The sequence below is a fragment of the Aquibacillus albus genome (genome assembly GCF_016908325.1).
Taxonomy (GTDB): domain Bacteria; phylum Bacillota; class Bacilli; order Bacillales; family Amphibacillaceae; genus Aquibacillus_A; species Aquibacillus_A albus.
In genome coordinates, this window is sequence record NZ_JAFBDR010000006.1 from 106,208 (window position 1) to 126,145 (window position 19,938).

At 37.6% G+C, this 19,938-nt stretch carries 14 protein-coding genes; 8 read left to right on the forward strand and 6 right to left on the reverse strand.

Annotation, left to right across the window (positions count from 1 at the left end):
* Nucleotides 1-60 precede the first annotated feature (60 nt).
* From amt to JOC48_RS07265, 5 genes are all read left to right on the forward strand, one after another.
* Nucleotides 61-2,343 carry an ammonium transporter gene (amt, locus tag JOC48_RS07245; protein WP_204498412.1) on the forward strand — a complete coding sequence of 761 codons (2,283 nt, stop codon included), beginning with the start codon at nt 61-63 and terminating at the stop codon, nt 2,341-2,343.
* 138 nt (nt 2,344-2,481) lie between these two features.
* Entirely contained in the window at nt 2,482-3,099 is a 618-nt protein-coding gene (locus JOC48_RS07250; RefSeq protein ID WP_204498413.1) for an anthranilate synthase component II, read from the forward strand.
* The gene (gene pabB, locus JOC48_RS07255) at nt 3,077-4,813 is read left to right on the forward strand and encodes an aminodeoxychorismate synthase component I (protein WP_204498414.1); all 1,737 of its coding nucleotides are present in this window, start codon (nt 3,077-3,079) and stop codon (nt 4,811-4,813) included. The genes JOC48_RS07250 and pabB overlap by 23 nt, the downstream gene beginning before the upstream one ends.
* 80 nt (nt 4,814-4,893) lie before the next feature.
* On the forward strand, nt 4,894-6,042 hold the full coding sequence (locus JOC48_RS07260) for a conserved virulence factor C family protein (protein WP_204498415.1): 1,149 nt from the start codon (nt 4,894-4,896) through the stop codon (nt 6,040-6,042).
* A 12-nt stretch (nt 6,043-6,054) separates the two neighbouring features.
* A complete protein-coding gene (locus tag JOC48_RS07265) occupies nt 6,055-6,483 on the forward strand; it encodes a BrxA/BrxB family bacilliredoxin (protein ID WP_204498416.1) in 429 nt (142 codons plus the stop codon).
* Nucleotides 6,484-6,558: 75 nt separating this feature from the next.
* Here JOC48_RS07265 and JOC48_RS07270 read toward each other — a convergent pair whose 3' ends face one another.
* The 5 genes from JOC48_RS07270 to JOC48_RS07290 form a co-directional block, all read right to left on the reverse strand.
* Nucleotides 6,559-6,813, reverse strand: coding sequence for an alpha/beta-type small acid-soluble spore protein (locus tag JOC48_RS07270; protein WP_204498417.1), 255 nt, complete (start codon nt 6,811-6,813; stop codon nt 6,559-6,561).
* A gap of 5 nt (nt 6,814-6,818) precedes the next feature.
* Nucleotides 6,819-7,088: a hypothetical protein gene (locus JOC48_RS07275; protein WP_204498418.1), complete on the reverse strand. Its 270-nt coding sequence runs from the start codon at nt 7,086-7,088 to the stop codon at nt 6,819-6,821.
* Between the two features lie 245 nt (nt 7,089-7,333).
* Nucleotides 7,334-10,540: a rhamnogalacturonan lyase gene (locus JOC48_RS07280; protein WP_338024242.1), complete on the reverse strand. Its 3,207-nt coding sequence runs from the start codon at nt 10,538-10,540 to the stop codon at nt 7,334-7,336.
* Between the two features lie 125 nt (nt 10,541-10,665).
* Complete coding sequence (locus JOC48_RS07285) at nt 10,666-13,239, reverse strand: rhamnogalacturonan lyase (RefSeq protein WP_420829211.1); 2,574 nt, start codon at nt 13,237-13,239, stop codon at nt 10,666-10,668.
* Between the two features lie 595 nt (nt 13,240-13,834).
* Nucleotides 13,835-14,995 (reverse strand): mandelate racemase/muconate lactonizing enzyme family protein, encoded by a 1,161-nt coding sequence (locus JOC48_RS07290; RefSeq protein ID WP_204498419.1) that lies wholly within the window; start codon nt 14,993-14,995, stop codon nt 13,835-13,837.
* A gap of 235 nt (nt 14,996-15,230) precedes the next feature.
* On the opposite strand from JOC48_RS07290, the gene JOC48_RS07295 reads away from it, so the two are divergent.
* Both JOC48_RS07295 and JOC48_RS07300 read left to right on the forward strand, forming a co-directional pair.
* Nucleotides 15,231-15,896 carry a FadR/GntR family transcriptional regulator gene (locus tag JOC48_RS07295; protein ID WP_204498420.1) on the forward strand — a complete coding sequence of 222 codons (666 nt, stop codon included), beginning with the start codon at nt 15,231-15,233 and terminating at the stop codon, nt 15,894-15,896.
* A gap of 57 nt (nt 15,897-15,953) precedes the next feature.
* Nucleotides 15,954-16,871, forward strand: a complete 918-nt coding sequence (locus JOC48_RS07300) for a U32 family peptidase (RefSeq protein ID WP_239584241.1) — start codon at nt 15,954-15,956, stop codon at nt 16,869-16,871.
* Between the two features lie 76 nt (nt 16,872-16,947).
* Here the strand turns inward: JOC48_RS07300 and JOC48_RS07305 are convergent, their stop codons facing one another.
* On the reverse strand, nt 16,948-18,171 hold the full coding sequence (locus tag JOC48_RS07305; protein WP_239584242.1) for a D-alanyl-D-alanine carboxypeptidase family protein: 1,224 nt from the start codon (nt 18,169-18,171) through the stop codon (nt 16,948-16,950).
* Between the two features lie 348 nt (nt 18,172-18,519).
* Between JOC48_RS07305 and JOC48_RS07310 the strand changes: the two genes are divergently transcribed.
* Nucleotides 18,520-19,935: a Na+/H+ antiporter NhaC family protein gene (locus JOC48_RS07310; RefSeq protein ID WP_204498421.1), complete on the forward strand. Its 1,416-nt coding sequence runs from the start codon at nt 18,520-18,522 to the stop codon at nt 19,933-19,935.
* Nucleotides 19,936-19,938 lie beyond the last annotated feature (3 nt).

Sequence of the window (19,938 nt, forward strand, 5' to 3'; positions counted from 1 at the left end):
CCTTTTACATACAAAACAAAATCATAGGTACGATTGGTTCTATTTCCAAAGGAGGTTATTATGGAAACATTTCAGCTAAATTTAAATTTTGTGTGGGTACTTATTGCAACCGTTCTTATCTTTTTCATGCAGGCTGGATTTGGAGCGTTAGAAGCAGGTTTTACACGTGCAAAAAATTCGATAAATGTGGCAATGAAAAATGTTACTGATTTTATCTTTGCTTCCATCGTTTTTGCATTAATTGGCTTTCCACTAATGTTTGGAGAAAGTGTTGGCGGATTTTTTGGCTCCACCAATTTCTTTTTAAACATGGACGATGATCCATGGAATTGGTCATTCTTATTATTCCAAATCGCCTTTTCAAGTACTGCTGCAACGATTGTAAGTGGAGCTATAGCTGAACGCTCCAAGTTTTCTGGTTATATCATTGGAACCATTTTAATTACGCTAATTATTTACCCAATCTATGGTCACTGGGCGTGGGGAAGCTTATGGGGAGGCGATAGCACTGGTTGGTTGGAAAATTTAGGGTTTATGGATTTTGCAGGAAGCACCGTTGTACATTCGATTGGTGCATGGGTCGCATTTGCAGCTTGTATCGCTGTAGGTCCTCGAATTGGCAAATACAATGAAGATAAAACCTCTAATGATTTTTCTCCTAGTAGTGCAGTGATAGCAACGTTAGGTATGTTTTTGCTTTGGTTTGGATGGTTTGGTTTCAATGCCGGGAGTACAACCGTTGGCGATGCAAGTATTGCTTTAATTGCTTTAAACACACATATCTCAGCTGTCGCTGGAGGATTTGCAGCGATTTTAGTAAGCTGGTTCATCAAAGGATTACCGAACGTTTCTAGCACACTAAACGGTGTCTTAGGTGGCTTAGTTGCGATAACTGCTGGATGTAATGTTGTTGGTCCAGGAAGTGCATTTTTGATTGGTCTTATTGGCGGGATTGTGACGACTTTAGCGATAGAGTTAGTAGAAAAAAAATTCCGAGTGGATGATGCAGTTGGTGCGGTCGCAGTCCATGGTTTTGCTGGTGCTTGGGGAACCGTTGCTACAGCAATATTTGCCAAAAGTGATATGTTAATTGCTTCCGATCGCATGACACAAATAGGTGTACAAGTTATCGGTGTTCTGGCTGGATTTATTTGGGCATTTGGACTTGGAATTATTTTTTACATGGTCCTCAAAAAAATGAATCTTTTACGGGTAAGTACGGAGGATGAAATCGCCGGGCTAAATGTGTCGGAGCATGGTGCAAAAATATCCATGCTTGATACTTTAATTTCCATGAAAGAAATAGCAGCTGCAAAAGGAGATTTGACTAAACGCTTGAAGATCGAACATGGCGAGGATACAGCAGAATTAAATGAAGCCTTTAATCAAGTGTTAGGACGATTAAACACCATTGTTTCCAATATTAAAAAGCAAACAACAAATGTAAATGATTTATCTGAAGATATGTATGAATTGAGTAACGAATTAAAAGTGAACTCAGAGGATCAACACAATTTCGTTCATAAACTCCAAGCGTACTTTATCGAGCTTGATCAGCGTTTTGAGGCAGATTTAAAAACCGACGAACAAGTTGTCTCAATGATTCAAGACTCTTTTACAACAATGGAAGAAATAAGCTCACAAATTACAGGACTCCGAAACCATGTGTCGCTTTTGACCAAAGATGTGAATGTCGTAAATGAAAAAAATCAATCAGTCAACACCAAAATTGAAAAAGTAGAATCCAACGTAACTCACATTCGTGATTTTTCTAATCAAATCCAAGGAATTATTGATACAATCGCCAATATTTCCAAAAAAATTAATCTCTTATCGTTAAACGCGGCAATTGAAGCAGCTCGTGCAGGGGATTCTGGTTCAGGATTTGCGGTTGTCGCAGGCGAAATCCGAGCTTTATCCAATGACACTGAAGTAGCAACGAAGCAAATAGCTTCCATCATCGACAATTCTGTTAAAAAAATGGAAGAAGTAGATGTTGATATTGTTCAATTCATGGATGATTTCCGAGAGTTAAACGAAGAGTTAGGTCAAATACCTGCAAAATTCCAGTTGATGGATAGCGATATGGAAGAAATCAATGATTACACGAAAAATTTTGTCAATCATGTTGATCGTATTAGTAAAGATTCTCATGAAATAAATCAATCTAAAAAAGAACAAGCCATAAAACTTTCTTCTTTTACAGACAAAATCGATTCAATTAGTAAAAAAAGTCAAACAGGTGTTGGAATTTCCAAACGAATTTCCGATATTTCCAACACAATGAAAAGAAGTAGCAATCAACTAGATAAAGAAGTAGGTCAGTTTAAAACGGAACATTAGAAAAAAATCAGGGCAACCTGATTTTTTTCTATTTTTCAAGTGTGTGTTCAAGTCAATCGTTCTCGTTTAATGACGTGTTGCATAATTCGAGTTATAATGAACCATGGTAATTAACACCGATAGAAAGAAGGTGCTTTCATGATTATAATCATTGATAATTACGATTCATTCACATACAACTTAGTACAGTATTATAAGCAATTGGATCCGGACGTACACGTTTATCGAAATGACGAGATATCAATATCTAACATAGATCGGCTGAATCCAGATATCATTGTTTTATCACCCGGACCAGGCAAGCCAACGGAATCTGGCAACTGCAAAGAAATCGTATCAAAATTCCATAAAACAATCCCTATTTTCGGAGTTTGTCTAGGATTCCAGTTAATCGTTGAATTCTTTGGAGGAAAGGTTATCAAGGGAGAACAACCAATGCACGGAAAAATATCAAACATCCATCACATTCAAGATGGAGTGTTCAATTCTATTCCTAATCCGACGAAAGTTACACGATATCACTCACTTATTGCTGATTCTACTTCGATTCCTGAAGAATTAGTTGTCACTGCCCGAACGAACGATGGCGTAATTATGGGTGTTCGTCATCTAAAGCATCCGATCGAAGGAATCCAATTTCACCCGGAATCTATTTTAACGGAACACGGCTTTCAAATGATTGAAAACCACTATCATATAGCTCGAACTTGGAAGGCTAAACGAGGTGTATCGAATGAATCCTCACCTGTTATTTGAATTTGTAAATGAAAACGGGCAAATAAGTAATAAGCATTTCATTAACCCTATTCGAATTTATCAAACCGAAGATATATCAAAGGTCCATGATATTTTTGTAGCAATGGAAGAAGAAATAGCCAATGGTTATTATGTAGCTGGATATATTTCTTATGAAGCTGCACCTGCCTTTGAGCCGAAAATCACTGTCCATCCTGGCCCAAATATGCCTCTTGTCTGGTTCGGAATTTTCGATGAGCCGTTGGATGATAAACAAGAAGATAACATTCTTCCATATCATGTTTCTAATTGGTCTTTAGACGCAAACTTTGATAAATACCAGGAAGGAATCAGTCAAATAAAAAAAGCGATTAAAAAAGGAAATACTTACCAGGTCAATTATACAGCTCGATTACGTGCAGATTTTGAAGGAGACGAGTTTTCCTTTTATAAACAATTAACGAAGAATCAACAATCTTCCTATAGCGCCTATTTGAATATTGGAAAATACCGGATTCTGTCTGCTTCTCCTGAATTATTTTTTCAAGTCAATGGAAATACACTGACAACAAAGCCGATGAAGGGTACTGCAAAGCGCGGACGTTTTTCCAGTGAGGATCAAGCAAAAAAGCATCATTTACTTAACTCAGAAAAAGAAATTGCAGAAAACTTAATGATTGTTGACCTATTACGGAATGACCTTGGGAAAATAGCCAAACCAGGATCTGTTCATGTACCAAAGCTGTTCGAAATTGAAACCTACCCTACCGTCCATCAGATGACATCCACTGTACGAGCTGAATTAGAAGAGAACAAATCTATTTTTGAATGGTTTCAAGCGTTGTTTCCTTGTGGCTCTATAACTGGTGCTCCAAAAATTCGGACGATGGACTATATAGCACAACTAGAACAGTCACCAAGAGATATATATTGTGGAGCGATTGGATATTTTACTCCCCACCGAAATGCAGTATTTAACGTTCCGATCCGTACAGTCGTCATCGATATCGAAAACAAACAAGCTATATATGGGGTCGGTGGTGGTATAACTTGGGATTCAACGGTCACTGGAGAATATGATGAACTGTTCACGAAAGCACGCCTTTTAACAGAACAAAAGGAAAAGTTTCAATTATTAGAGTCAATCTTACTGACAAATGGCACATACCCTTTAAAAACTTATCATCTTAACAGACTAAGAGATTCTGCCCAATATTTTAATTTTACTATCCATGAAAAAATAATAGAGGATACTTTAGCCAAGCATGCCGAAATAAACCCAACTGGTGATTTCAAGGTACGTCTCACATTAGATGAAAATGGGGAATTAAGCCTTGAATCTATTCCTGTTAAACCAATGAAACTGCCGGTTCCTTGTTCCCTTGCTGAAACACCAGTTAATAGAGAAAATTTATATCTTTTTCATAAAACGACATATCGGAAGCATTATGAAAAACATCAAGAAAGTGCTACGGAAGGTTCATTTTCAGTCTTATTATGGAATGAAGAAGAGGAATTAACGGAATTTACGTTTGGAAATTTAGTCGTAGAGATGAATGGAAACTTTTATACACCTCCAATAACTAGCGGGGTTTTACCAGGGACAAGGCGCCAAAAACTAATCGATAATGGAGAAATTACTGAAAAAACACTTTATAAAAGTGACCTCTCCTCTTTTGATCGGATTTGGTTCATTAATAGTGTAAGGGGATGGCTGGAGGTAGAGCTGATTTAGAGCAGACCCAATCCTGCAAATGGAATCTATGCTAGATCTCTGTTAAAATGACAAATAATGAACTGTTAAGGGGGATTTCAATGAAAATAACTTCCATCGAGCCTACCCCAAGTCCACACTCGATGAAAATAAATCTAGATGAAAAGCTACCAGATGGTGAAAGCCGTAACTACAAGCTTAATGATAATTTGGAACAAGCTCCAAAATATGTTCAGCAGTTGTTTACTATTGATGGTGTGAAAGGTCTCTATCACGTCGTTGACTTTATTGCTTTAGAACGACATCCTAAAGTTGCATGGGAATCTATTCTTCCGGAAGTTCGAAAAATATTAGGTACCTCTGACAATAAACAAGAAAATTGGGATTTAGACAAAAAGCAGGAACAAGAAGGCAATTCATTTGGTGAGGTAAAAGTATTTATCCAAATGTTTCGAAACATCCCAATTCAAGTAAAATTAGATGATGGGACTGACGAAAAACGATTCGGGTTACCGGAACGTTTCATGGAAGCGGTTATGGAAGCATCACCAGCCTCTCCAAATGTTGTAATGGAACGTAAATGGCAGGAACAGCGTCCTAGATATGGATCAATCGAAGAAATAGGTGTTGAGGTTGTTGAGGAATTATCCGCAAGTTATGATCAAGATCGTCTTAACCAATTAGTAAAGCTTGCATTTCAGGACAAACCTGAGAAAAACGAAAAAACCACTCAAAGCATTTCACTAGCAACCTTTGATAATCCGGATTGGAAAGCAAGATATGCTGCACTCGATCAAATGGAACCAACCCTTGAACATTTTTCGATTTTAGAAAAGGCATTAGATGATGAGAAAGCCTCAATCCGAAGATTAGCCACAGCCTATCTTGGAATGATTGAAGAACCAGACGTCTTGCCTTTGCTATATAAAGCGTTAAAGGATAGTGCAGTAACCGTTAGAAGAACTGCCGGGGATTGTATTTCTGATCTTGGCTATAAAGAAGCAATGCCAAGAATGATCGAAGCTTTATCAGATTCCAACAGACTCGTTAGATGGCGAGCAGCTATGTTTTTATATGAAGCTGGAGATGAATCAGCTATTCCTGCACTCGAGGCTGCAGCAGATGATTCTGAGTTTGAGGTTCGTATGCAAGTTAATATGGCATTGGAAAGAATCAAGGGTGGCGAGGAAGCAAAAGGGTCGGTGTGGCATCAAATGACACAAGCAACATTAAAAAAAGAAAAGAAATGAGGAGGATTACAAATGAATCCATATGATCAATACATGAAAGAAATCTCTCAACCGATGAGAGATGAATTAACTGAAGCAGGTTTTCAAGAATTAACAGCTCCAGAACAAGTTGACGATTTTGTAACGACAACAAAAGGGACTTCTTTAGTTGTCGTAAACTCTGTTTGCGGGTGCGCTGCTGGCCTTGCACGTCCAGCTGTTCGATTATCTCTAGATAGTCCGCAAAAGCCAGACAATCTTGTAACAGTTTTTGCTGGACAAGATCGAGAAGCTACTGCAAGAATGCGCGATTACTTTGAAGGGATTGAGCCTTCTTCCCCATCGATTGCTTTAATGAAGGATGGACAGGTGCTTCACTTTATCCCACGTGAAGAAATCGAAGGTCATGAAGTCGAAGAAATTGTAAATAATTTAACAACCACTTATCAGCAATACTGCTAATAAAATAAATCGATTCATCTTATCAGGCCGGGCGGAGTTGCCCGGCCTATTACAGTTCGTTACTCTACCTGCAGATTATTGCTTCTTGTTCATTTGCTGTTGGGCCATTTTTACCATTTCCTTCACCATTTGACCACCGATGTTTCCACCAACTTTACCGGCATCCTTTGCTTGTATATTGCCGTTATACCCTTTGTTAAATGGAACTCCTTGTTCTTCTGCAACCTCATATTTTGCCTTTTTTGGATCATCCGTTCCAGCGACTCTTGCTTTTAATTGATCTAAACCTTTTCTAGCTTCTGGCACAAGGATTTTATTTCTTCTAGCCATCCTACTCACCTCTTTTCATCTATTTTTGCTAAAAGCTCACTCAAGTCGTTTTGAAGAAAGTGGACTTCATCTGCATTTAACAATATTGGCATTTGATCATTAACTGTGATGGTACATGATTCATCTTGCTCACTATATTTCATTAAATATTGATATAAATGTTTCATTTGTTCTGAAGAGATATTTGAAGCAGTATCCAAATGCTTTACTCTCGTCAAATAAAAGGTATTTTCTAAAAAATCTCCACCAAAAATACTTCCATTAAATTGATTCACATTCTCCCCCCTCTTTCCTCTTCCGTTTGTGATTATTATGTAGCAGCTATGTAAAATTGATACAATAGAAAACTTGGCATTAGATCGCCGAACCTTTGGTAACCTATGACCTAGTCGAACTTAAACTTTACTCTTAAAATTTTTATTGTCGAATTTACTTCCTAACTAATTTTCCTTAGATGTGTTAAAAATGAGCTACCAAATAATTGGCAGCTCATTTTTTAAATAAAATCGGTAATTATTTTTTAATGAATGACTCGGATAGAATCCCTTCCAAGAAACGCATTCCCATCTTTTAAATAACCAATTACTTCAACCTCAATATCACCATTTATTCCTTTAAATGCTTCATTTACTTGTTGTCTATCAAATTTTGCTGTGAGTACCTTTCCTTGTTGATTTGCATCCGTTGCAAAAATTGTTTGACCATTCACCTTTATTCTTATGTTACTAGTATCCACTTCTGCTAAGGACGTTAAGGTGATTTTAGCTTGTAACGAATTCTTTCCACCTTTTGATTTTAAATTTAATGTATGCGGTGTCAATTCTACATCAGCGGTGTTCATTTTTCCCGTATAAACTGTTGGAATCGGCGCATTCTCCATATCATGTCCTAAGAAATAGCTTGTATGTGGCGGCTGATTATAACCAATGTTTTGCCATGCAATGCCTAATCTATATTCTGGATCATGCATAAGTGTGTAAATACGGTGATCAGTTACTTCAGTAGTTGTATAGATTCTTAAAGCACTACTATCCTCTGTTCGCCAAATTACTTCTTCTCTCCAATCACCTAAGATATCGGCTTGTAAGCTAGGATTTCCTTTTGTGTAGTTGTTGGAATAAGTACCTTCTGCAGTTAGCAGATTCACCATTTCGTTGTTTTCATAATCCCACTTACCTATTGTGCCAACACCTACTCCTTTATCTTGATTCCAATCATGGTCTAACGCTTCACGCAAAAGATCACCGTCCCACCATATCGCAAAGTTTGCAGGTGGTATACTTGAAGAAATTTTTTCTCCAGTTGTGGTATATATGCCGCCATTTTGGCTATTCCATGCTCCATCAATAGCCCATGCCTCTGCACCAGGGTATCTAGGGTCAATATCAGCTATTAATCCACGTCCTGTGTCTTGACCAGTATAGACGCCCCAAATATTCTTACCAGTTTCAGCATCTCTCAAAGAAATTCCGAACTTTGCATTACTACTTTCTTGTACAGTAAAGACTTCCATTCCAGGCCGATTCGGATCAAAGTCACTCACATGCATCGCATCTCCATGCCCTAATCCAGTTGTGTACATAGCCGTACCGTCATCATCCATAACAGCATTTCCGTAAACAATTTCATCTTTTCCATCATTATCTACATCATTGATACTTAAACTATGGAATCCCTGACCTGCAAAACTCTTATTTCCAGGTTCGTCACTGTCAAACTTCCATCTTTTTACTAACTCCCCACCTTGAAAATCATAGGCAACTAATACAGTTCTTGTATAATATCCACGAGCCATCACAAGGCTTGGATTTTCTCCGTCTAAATATGCAACTCCAGCAAGGAATCGGTCAACACGGTTTCCATAACCATCGCCCCAGTCATTAACATTTCCACGTGGTGGCTCATAATTAACAGTGTCAATCGCTTCACCTGTTTCACCATTGAAAATAGTTAAATACTCAGGTCCATCTAACACATAGCCACTAGAATTTCGATAATCTGCATCTGCATTCCCTATAACATTCCCTTTACCATCTATCGTTCCATCTGCTGTTTTAAATGCTACTTCAGCTTTACCATTGCCATCAAAGTCATAAACTAAAAATTGTGTATAGTGAGCACCAGATCGGATATTCACCCCTAAATCGATACGCCATAAGTGTGTTCCATCTAATTCATATGCATCGATATACGTGTTTCCTGTAAACCCAGGACGAGAGTTATCCTGTGAATTAGATGGATCCCATTGAAGAACAATTTCGTATTGACCGTCACCATCAAGATCAGCAACACTAGCGTCATTAGCACGGTAAGTAAATTCCTCGCCATTAATCGTACCACCTTCTGGTTTTTGAAGTGGTATATCTAAGTACTTCTCGTTCCAAACCTCAACAGCCTCAGTAAGCTTTGGCTCATCTCCACTTAACACGCGAACTTGATAAGTAGAATCCGCCTTACCATCTTGATCAAAGAAATTTGTGCTGGAAGTAATTGGACGCTCATTAATCTTTTCTCCATCACGAATTACATCAAAGCTGATACTGTCTGGGTCTGTACCGAGCATACGCCAACCGACATAAATTCCTTCTTCGGTTTTAACCGCAACTAAGCCACGATCCAACTTTTCCATATAACGAAGCTTTTCCACCGTAATTGGAGTCTTAATTGGTGCAGGTGCTTCCGAGAGTCCACCCTCATTTACGGAAAATACTTTATAATAAAAATGTTTACTTGTTACGATTGAATCGTCTGTGTAATTTGGGTTTTCTGATGTTGCTATTTTTTGAAAAGCTCCATCTTTATTTGAAGACCGATAAATGTAGTAACTAACTGTATTGTCAGTAGCTTCCCATTCTAGCGAAACTTCATCTTCAGTGACACTTTTAAGACCTAAATTAGAAGGAACATCTGGAGATTGAATAGATTCGTCTGCTACTGTTACATCTAATGATGGACTTTTGTTTGATTCAATCCCAACACTGTTAACAGCAGATACTGCGTAGCTATAGGATAAACCTAGCTCTACATCTTCATCAGTAAATTTAGTAGTTTCTGTGCTATCCATTTTGACAAAATCATCGCTATTCCTTTGCTTTTTATAAATATAATAACGATCCGCGCCATCAACAGTATCCCAGCTAAACGTTACCGAACTTTCAGGAGTAGTTTCGATATTTTCTAAGTATAGCTCAGGAGACTTCAACATAGCTGCAATTTCAATGCCATTAATACGACCATTTTCACTAAGATCAATGGTTAATTGCCCATCGTTTACAGCAACAACCTCTGTGTATTCTGCATAATTTCCTGCACCAGAAGAAATAGATCCTTTGTCTTCCCCTTCAATAGCGATACCAGTCCGATTAAAGGCGATATCATCACCTGCAATAATGTTGACATAATATTCACCATTTGGAACATCCACTAAAAAGGAAAAATCACCATCAATGATAAAGTCTCTTCGCATATCATCTGGATTTCCTCGATCACGATAAGCAATTTCATCCTTGCTAATTCCATAGCCTCTTTCACTGTTGTATTTTGTTGCATTCGTAACTTGAGTATACCCTTCAGCAACTGGGCTAGATCCGGAACCAAAATCAAATAAAAAGGAATTAGCCGTCTCTGTTTCTGTTGCTAGAACAGGCTGATTGGCATTACTTGGTAGATGTGCAAATAATGAAAAAAACAAAAGTACAATCATAAACCTAGATACATTTTTAGACACCTTGTCTTACCTCCTTTTATTTTCTATGCATTTTTGCAGCGCTTTCACTTTTAATAACAAGAAAAGTTCTGCAATTTTTTTCAGAACTTTTCTTGTTATATTACATTAATCTATCCAACGCTATATTATCTGTCCAATTGATTAATTAACAATTGTGCACGTTTAACTAATGACTGTTTTGCTCTGTCAGAAATATACTTTTGCATTGATTTTTTATGAATATGAAATACATATTTTTCTAAAAACTTCACTGCTTGATTAACAGAACCTTTATTATAATGATGAACGGCCTGGTTATACGTATTTGTTAGCTGCTGCACTAATGGACCAGTTAATTCCCCAGATGCTTGATAGTCATCCATTAGTTGCTGTAATTTTGAATGATAAATTGGTGTCCACAGATTTGGAACCGGTACATCTGTCCAATCTATATCAGATGCAAAATAAAAGCTTGTATAGGATGGTTGGTTGTAACTCGTATTCTGTCTTGCAACCTCTACACGATATTGTGGGTCATGCATTAAAGTATAAAGTTTACGGTCTGTTACCTCCGTACTAAGGTAAATTCGTATCGCCGAACTATCAACTGTTCTCACAAGCATTTCTTCTCTCCAGTCTCCAAATACATCTGCCACTAAGTCTGGATTTCCCTTTGTCCAATTGTTCGTTCTCGTACCGTTAGCAGTTAGTATCGTACCTTTTTGCCAGTCATCGATTGTCGGTGTTTGTTCTCTTGAACCGTTAATAATTTGCGTCGTCATATCTGCGGACCATTTAATACTCATGTTTGTACCTGGGGCTTCACGCCAGTTATCACTAATTTGTTCACCATCTGCCGTCCATAAACCAACTGCCCAAGTCTCAAGTCCTGGCTCATCAGGGAGAACATCACCAATCATTCCACGACCAGTATCTCTTCCTGAATACTCACCATAAAGTACTTCTCCTGTTTTACCATCCCGCAACGCGAAACCATACGGTGCCCAAGGACCACCTTCATGAACCGTAAATATCTCTAATCCAGGTCGGTTCGGATCTATATCGGTGACATGCATGGCATCCCCATGACCTAGTCGTGCAACCCCTTCTGCGGCACCCTCTTCTGGCATCTCATCCTTAGAGCTATACAATAAAGAACCATCGTGATCAATTGTAGCTGCACCGTACACGATCTCCTGTTTTCCATCACCATCGACATCTGCCGCACTCAGTGAATGGAAACCTTGTGTGGTAATGGAACCAAACTCCTCATCTGTTCCGTCTACGCCATGAGGACCATCGTTAAACGGATTACTCATTGGCGTCCAGCCACTATCCACATACCAATGTTCATCAAGGTTTTCACCATCCCAGCTATAAGATACTAAAGTGGTTCTCGTATAATAGCCTCGAGCAAAAACAGCATAAGGATTTTTACCATCTAGGTATGCAACACCTGAAAGGAAACGGTCAACCCTGTTTCCTGGTTCGATTCTTGACATCGCATAATCTCCCCAGCGTAAACCATCATCTGAACGTCCTGGTTTATAATCGATCGTTTTTAATTCATCGCCTGTTTCACCATCAAATACAGTGAGATATTCAGGCCCCTCTAAAATAAAGCCTTCAAAATCCCGAAGATTGTTACGTCCACTTCTACTAGGAGCATACTCATCCATAAAATAATCGGCTAAACTTTCTGCATCATCTCTTGAGAGTGGATAGGTGTATTGTTTTTCAATACCAAAGCTTTCTTCTAACGTCTGAGGCCATTCTCCATTAACTACTTCTTCCTGCTCATGCCAATTCATAAATAATTCTACAATATGTTCATAATAATCATTACTACTCATTCGATAATCATCATGATGACTATAACCAGCCTCAACATCTTCCTGTGACATCGTAATGTATTCTTCTGATGCAATTTCTCCATCCTCATTATATTTTATGATTTTTGTTCCAGGAGCTGTTTTGAACATTAATTCCGATTTGCCATTTCCGTCAAAATCATAAACAAGGAACTGTGTGTAGTGTGCTCCAGATCGGATATTAACACCTAAGTCGATACGATGTAGTAGTGATCCGTCTAATGTATATGTGTCAATATACGTATTGCCTGTATAACCCACTTGTGATACATCCTTTGCATTTGAGGGCTCCCATTTTACAACGAATTCATATTGGCCATCGCCATTTACATCACCAACACTCATGTCATTCGCATGATAAGTATAGGTTTCACCAGCTGGAGTCACACCATCCTCTGGTTTCTTTAACGGTAAATCATAATAATTCTCTGCCCATGGTGTAACAGATACACTTTCTCCTAATTCTTCTCCGTTGACAACAACACGAACAGAATAGTTAGAATCCGCCGTTCCATCTTCATCTAAATAATTCGTGCTTTCCTCTACTGTTGCAACCTTTTTTCCATTACGATATACGTTAAAATTAGCACCTGTTAATCCATTATCCGAATAACCTGTTACTTCGTTCGCTAATAACCTCCAACTTAGAAATACCCCTGAACTCGTAGAAGCAGCCACCAACCCTCTGTCCAAATATTCCAGTTGAACACCTTCTATATTTGAAGGTTGATTCTCTGGCTTCTGTCCCTTTTCACTGGCCGTTGCACTAACAGAACCTGAAATAAGTAAAGTCAACGCTGAAAGACTACAAAACATTTTCTTTGCTAGTGAACCATTCTTTTTCTTCAAAACATCCGCTCCTCTCCTAAATTATGTCGCGATGTTCTTTTTTCTTGATGGACAAAATGACTAACCACTTTTTGATTATTTAAAGGGGTTAAACGTCGTTTATAGTAAACGTTTTCATTTTTGTTGGAGTAACGACGAACTACTATATTTCCCTCCCTTCGTGCAACTGATTATAACAGGAGAGGTGTTACTATTAATATATAAAAAACAGAACAAACCCTTTAAAAATCAGTGGAAACGGACTTTGTAAAACTATTGTACCAGTACCATTTTCATATCATTTTTTCTGTGTGTAGTTCGAAAATCACTTTTCTAAAGATTGTTGCTATTTACTTCTACCTACCACTAATTTTTTAACTAGAGAAATAGCTTAAGCGTTTTTAGTAAAATCGAAAAATTTATAATGGATAACTGTTCTATTATAAGTGCGTGTTCAAAACTCATTGAATAGAACACATTAATAAAAGGCCTGAAACCTCACCGAGGCTTCAGGCCTTCCAATTTTTAATTGTTATTTGCTATTGCTTCTACAGCTTATTTAAGCGTTTCTTCAGCTGTTTTGTATTAACAAATAACTGGTAGGAAATTTAATTGGTTAGGAAAAGTTCTTAACTGGTTCCCTTCTTTCCCAGCCATCTCTAAACAACGGTAGGAAATTCTCACGCTTATATGGGTGCTTACTGATTTCTTCTAAATTCAAATCAGTACCCCAACCAGGTTTGTCACTTACTTCAATATAACCATCTTTAATTTCTAACGTATTTGTTAAGATATCCTTCGTCCATGGTTCATTAAAGTCATCAAAAATTTCATGAATAAAGAAATTAGGTGTAGCAGTATTTAAATGAGCACATACGATGGAGCATAAAGGACCTTGCGCACTATGAGGAGCAATGACACCATTAAAGGCATTAACCATACCCGCTACTTGTTTTGCTGCAGTAAGCCCCATAAATTGTGGCTCTAACTGGATGATGTGCACTTGGTTATGGGATAATAATTCAGCAAACTGCTCTTTACAGTAATAATCCTCACCACATGCAATCGGTACTGGACTACGCTTTGCTACTTCAATCATCGACGAAACACTTTGCGGTGGTACTGGTGCTTCAAACCATGTTGGATCGTATTTGGCCATTTCCTCAGCAAATCGTAGAGCAGTATGAACACTGAAGCGATTATGTCCTTCTACTAAGACATCTACATCAGGACCAACTGCTTCTCTAACTGCTCCAATTAATTCAAGTGCCAAAGAAAAATCTTTTCGATCTACAGCTTTCCAAGCAGAGCCAAACGGATCAAATTTTAAGGCCGTGTACCCCTTATCAACAACCTTTTTCGCCATTTCATAAAAATTCTCCGGTGTTCTTTCCCCACTGGTGTACCAGCCATTTGCATAAACTCGTAAGCTTTCATGACACTTACCGCCTAACAAACGATAAACAGGCTGATTTAAAGCTTTCCCCATAATATCCCAACAAGCAAATTCAATTCCAGAAAGTGCTGCACCTTGAATCTGACCACCATCAGAAAACACATCACGAAACATGCTTAGTGAGTGTTTTTCTACATCAAACGGGTTCTTTCCAATAACATATGGCTTTAGTTCATGTATTGCTGCCTCAACAGTCTTTCCAAACCCGTTTAGTGTAGCCTCGCCAATCCCATGAATTCCTTCATCCGTATCAACCTGAACAAAAACCCAGTTCTTCCAACCATTACCTGCGATATACGTGTTAACATCAGTAATTCTCATTCTTTTCACCCCTCATTATTATTTTGAAGAAAAATAGAAATGGAACGCCTTTAATTAAGAATCAACCACCTCCAACGTATAGTGAAGCGTTTACATTTCCCTATAAAAAATTTTCGCTCAAATTCATCAGATGTATTTTTAATTATATTGAAATCATATGATAATTAAGATAAAATGTAAACAAATAATTCGAATTTTTTAAAATTTTAAAATTTATCTTTTAGGAGAAGCATCTATGAAAAAGAAGCTTATTTATCAGGTTGTTTATGATGAAATAGAAAATAACATTCGAAAAGGTGTTTGGAAACCAGGAGAAAAAATTCCGACAGTTCAAGAATTAGCTGATCAATTGGACGTTGGCATCTCCTCTGTTAGAGAAGCAATACGAATTCTAAGTCAACAAAAGATTTTGCGCGTAGAACAAGGCAGAGGCACTTTCGTTGAACAACAGCTAGGCGAGAAACCGGAAGAAAAACTAGATTTTTTGGAAAAGTCTTCGATTGAACAATTAACAAATGCCCGGCTCATTATTGAACCAGAATTAGCTGCTTTAGTAGCAGAACAAGGCACAGAGGAAGAAGCAAAGCAAATACTAAAATATGCACGAATCATGCAAAAAAAATTTATCAATGGAAAGGATTTTCTACATGAGGATATTGAGTTCCACCATACGATAGCAAAAGCAGCAAAAAATGAAATCCTATTAAATATGATCATGATGATAGATGATCTTTTATACGAAAGCAGACGTCACTCTATGAAAATAAAAAGTCAAAATGAAAAAGCCGTTAATTACCACGTGTTAATAGCTAAAGCTATTTATGATAAAAACCCTTCTCAAGCAAGAAGGTTAATGAAAGCACATATTTTAGATCTATTGGAGGATTTAAACATTAATTAGTTAAAAAAATGAAAAGGTTTTCATTTTTAATAAAAATAGGTTAAAGGTGGGATTTGCATGAACAAAGCACAATCATTTTTAAAAAAGCTAGAGTTGCCAACACAAGACGGATATGATTTAAAAACATCCACGCACACATTTGATGATGGAGGAAACTTCCGTATTGAAATTCCTTCAGTAGAAGGCCCTGCTACAATGGAACAGGTGATTAAGGAAGCAAACAAATTCGGTGTAACAGTTAATCGTGTATCTCAAGGAAGCGGTATTATGTTACTTACTGATAGTGATATTGGTGACATGGTTCAAATGGGTAAAGATGAAAATATGGAAGTTTGCTTATTTATCGGACCAAGGATGAGCTTTGATGTCGGAGGTAGTGCACATAGTCCAAGTGCTGGCTTACTTGGTTGGAGACATTCCGGCATGGATCAACTGAGTTATGCACTAGAAGATGTCTTTCGAGCAGTTGAATTAGGTATCCGTAGTATACTGGTAGCAGATGAAGGCTTGCTCTGGCTTATTAAACAAGCGAAACAGAGTGGTGATCTACCAAACGATTTAGTAATTAAAGTGTCAGCACTAATGAGTCCACCAAATCCTATAACTGCGAAGCTGATGCATGAGCTAGGAGGAACAACTATTAATATCCCCGGAGATTTAACCTTGCCTAAAATTGCAGCCTTTAGGCAAGTGGTTTCTGCTCCACTAGATTTATATATTGAGTCTCCAGATAATCTTGGTGGTTTTATTCGATATTATGATATACCAGAGATCGTTCGAATTGCTTCGCCAGTTTATTTGAAATTTGGTTTAAGAAATGCAGCAAATATTTATCCATCTGGTCAGCATTTGGAGCCCGTTTCAATCGGACAGGCAAAGGAAAAAGTAAAGCGTGCTTCTATAGGTCTAGAAACATTAAAACGATATACAGATGCTGTACAATCAAGGTCGATAACTTATCCAGCAGGTGTCTAATCTATCAGGCTAAAGTGAACATGCTAACATTAAAGGTGGGGCAGCTTATGTGCTAAGCTGCCCCACCTTTAAACGGTTACCATTCTACATTATCTTTTTGTCTTGCTTTTTTAACCGCAAATAGAACTACACCTGCTGCTATGACGAACAGTACGATAAACATCGGCCAATTCGCAGGATCCTTTTCTTTTGCCTTTACCAGATGATCTGGTTCCTGTCCATTTTCCTGCGCATTTTCAGAGGGAGAAACGACGGCTTCCTCTTCAATGGCTTCCACCTCATTTACAACTTTCATCACAGGGATCGTTGTGTTAAGAGGTGCATCACCAATAAGAACACTAAGAGATCCATCCACCCATTCAACTGTAGCATCTTGGTCTTTGTACTTTGTAAAATAAAAATCCTCTGATACTGAATAAACCGTACCTAACTCATCTTCATATTCTGTTCCCTTTTCAATTTTAACTGATTCAAACCTTTCAAAGCCATAATCGAATAAATCTATCGTGTCCATATAAGTATCCATTGGATAAGACCCATTTAAAGTAACCGCGATCAACGATAACCCACTTCGCTCTGCAGTAGTCACTAATGTGTGACCTGATTTGCTCACATATCCATTCTTACCACCGATTACACCCTCATATGGGATTTCTCCTAACATTTTATGGTGATTATAGATGGTTGTTTCCCAAGCATCACCAATCCATTCTAACTCCTTTGTTGCAATTATACTTTGAAACTTCTCATTATTCATCGAATATTGCATTAATTTTGCTATATCAGTCGCAGTTGTTACATGCTCAGGATGGAAGAGACCATGAGGATTTTTAAAATGAGTATGCTCCAATCCAACCTCAGCTTTCAGATATTTGTTCAAACTATCTGAAAATCTTTCTACACTACCATCTAAATGTTCTGCAATTGCCACTCCTGCATCATTACCGGAGTTTATGAGTAATCCTTGAATTAATTTCAGCAGTGTTACTTTTTCTCCTTCTTCTAAATAAACTCGAGTACCATCTACCTGCCGCGCTCGTTTACTAACTGTTACGATATCATTTAACTTCCCCTTTTCAAGCGCATAAATAGCGGTAGCCACTTTGGTTATACTTGCAGGGTACATCTTCTTGTTAGGATTCTTTTCGTAAAGAACTTGTCCACTTTTCGAATCCATTAAAATAACAGATTCAGTTAACAAGCTGTTTGGCTTGTTTATTTTTTCAGCATCTATAGGAATAGCAAAAAAATAATTAATCATTAAGGTCAGAATTAACCATTTACTTAATAGTTTCATCATTTTGTTCCTCACTTATTCTTTGGATTTGAATAATGAAAAAACTGTTTTTAATTTAACACTTTAAAAAGTAAAAGTATAGTGGAAATATATTCAGAAAACTTTATTCCTATGATGAAACTGTATGAATTTAAGTAAAAAGTACAAGTTAAGTTATAGTACGTGTTTAAAAGGAGGACAAAAAGCGCAAAGAATTTCGAGGCGAAAAAGCTAAAAGTACCGGAGTATATGATTATGAATACATGAGGAACGGAGTAGCGAGACAACGAAGAAATTCAAAGCGATTTTTCCCGGACTTTTTGAACATCCTCTTATAGTAAAAATGATTAACACATAGGACAGGTGAATCAAATGGACGCAACATGGACTTCAATCATACCATTTTTAGTCGTTATTCCGATTGCGATCATAACTAAGCAAGTTCTGCCAGGTCTGTTGGCAGGATTATTAGTTGGATCCTATCTTATCTCCCCTTCTATTATTGGCGGGATACAAGAAATGTTAAACTATGTAGTGCAAGCATTAATTGATGAAAATAATATTAAAATTATTGTATTCCTTTATGCCTTTTCTGGGTTGATTGGAATAATCAAAATGACAGGTGGAGTAAAAGGGTTTGTGGAAACTGCTGCTGAAAAAATAACGACAAAAAAACAAGCATTAATGCTCACTTATGTTTCAACAATCGGTACCTTTAGTGCACCTACCTTTCGTTTTGTAACAATAGCACCAATCATGAAGGCACTCTTGAAGAAAGTGAAGATGTCAACCAAAGAATTAGGATTTATTATTGAAACAACAGCAACACCAGTTATTGTCCTTATTCCTGTTGCCACAGCCTTTGTTGGTTATATGGTATCTGTTATTCAAATTTCCACGAAAACGAATGCGATTGATGCAGATCCTTATACATTATTTTTACAAAGTATCCCTTTTAACTTTTTTGCTTTTGTTATTATTATTCTTGGTATTTATTTAAGCTTTTTTCACCCATCGCATTCAGGAGGGCCTACCGATATTGATGAGAAACAAACAGAAGAGGATCAAGAGGATGATTGGCACGACTGTCACCCCGCTGTTTCCAAGGATTTACCAGAAAAACCGTGGAATCTCATCCTTCCCATCGTTTGTGTTATTTTATTAACGCTATTTTTGACATGGTGGGATGGTTACACGCAAGGCTACCAATTTCTCGAGGCATTTATAGAAGCAGATGTATTAGAGGCAATGGTTGTCGCATTATTAATCACTGTATTGTTATCGATTGCGTTTTTTCTTGTTCAGCGTTTCAAGTTAAATGAAATTGTTCATGCCTTTATTACAGGCGGGAATGAATTAATGTCTGTGATAGTTTTGTTATCGATTGTTTGGGGCCTTTCATCTGTAACAGATGACCTTGGATTCTCTACATTTGTCACAGCATATACAGACTGGATTCCAGCTATGTTTATCACACCATTGCTGTTTGTATTTGGTTCAGTCATTTCTTTTTTTATCGGATCCGCTTGGGGAACGTGGGGAATTCTAATGCCACTTGGAATCTCTGTATCAAGTGCTGCTGATATATCTTTACCACTCGTTATTGGAGCTGTATTCGCAAGTGGTTCATTCGGAGCTCTTGCCTCCCCATTAAGCGATGATACCAATACGATTGCAAAAATACTCGGACTGACAGTAATCGATTATGCTCGATTCAAACTGAAACCGGCACTGATTGCAGCAGGTATCACAACTCTTTTATACACAGGGGCAACTTTTATTTTATAAATA

Excerpts from the sequence above, each read along its gene's own strand:
- JOC48_RS07300 (WP_239584241.1), top strand. The coding sequence starts at position 15,954 with ATGAACAAAGCACAATCATTTTTAAAAAAGCTAGAGTTGCCAACACAA.
- JOC48_RS07270 (WP_204498417.1), bottom strand. The coding sequence starts at position 6,813 with ATGGCTAGAAGAAATAAAATCCTTGTGCCAGAAGCTAGAAAAGGTTTA.
- JOC48_RS07305 (WP_239584242.1), bottom strand. The coding sequence starts at position 18,171 with ATGATGAAACTATTAAGTAAATGGTTAATTCTGACCTTAATGATTAAT.
- JOC48_RS07250 (WP_204498413.1), top strand. The coding sequence starts at position 2,482 with ATGATTATAATCATTGATAATTACGATTCATTCACATACAACTTAGTA.
- pabB (WP_204498414.1), top strand. The coding sequence starts at position 3,077 with ATGAATCCTCACCTGTTATTTGAATTTGTAAATGAAAACGGGCAAATA.
- amt (WP_204498412.1), top strand. The coding sequence starts at position 61 with ATGGAAACATTTCAGCTAAATTTAAATTTTGTGTGGGTACTTATTGCA.
- JOC48_RS07295 (WP_204498420.1), top strand. The coding sequence starts at position 15,231 with ATGAAAAAGAAGCTTATTTATCAGGTTGTTTATGATGAAATAGAAAAT.
- JOC48_RS07310 (WP_204498421.1), top strand. The coding sequence starts at position 18,520 with ATGGACGCAACATGGACTTCAATCATACCATTTTTAGTCGTTATTCCG.
- JOC48_RS07265 (WP_204498416.1), top strand. The coding sequence starts at position 6,055 with ATGAATCCATATGATCAATACATGAAAGAAATCTCTCAACCGATGAGA.
- JOC48_RS07260 (WP_204498415.1), top strand. The coding sequence starts at position 4,894 with ATGAAAATAACTTCCATCGAGCCTACCCCAAGTCCACACTCGATGAAA.
- JOC48_RS07290 (WP_204498419.1), bottom strand. The coding sequence starts at position 14,995 with ATGAGAATTACTGATGTTAACACGTATATCGCAGGTAATGGTTGGAAG.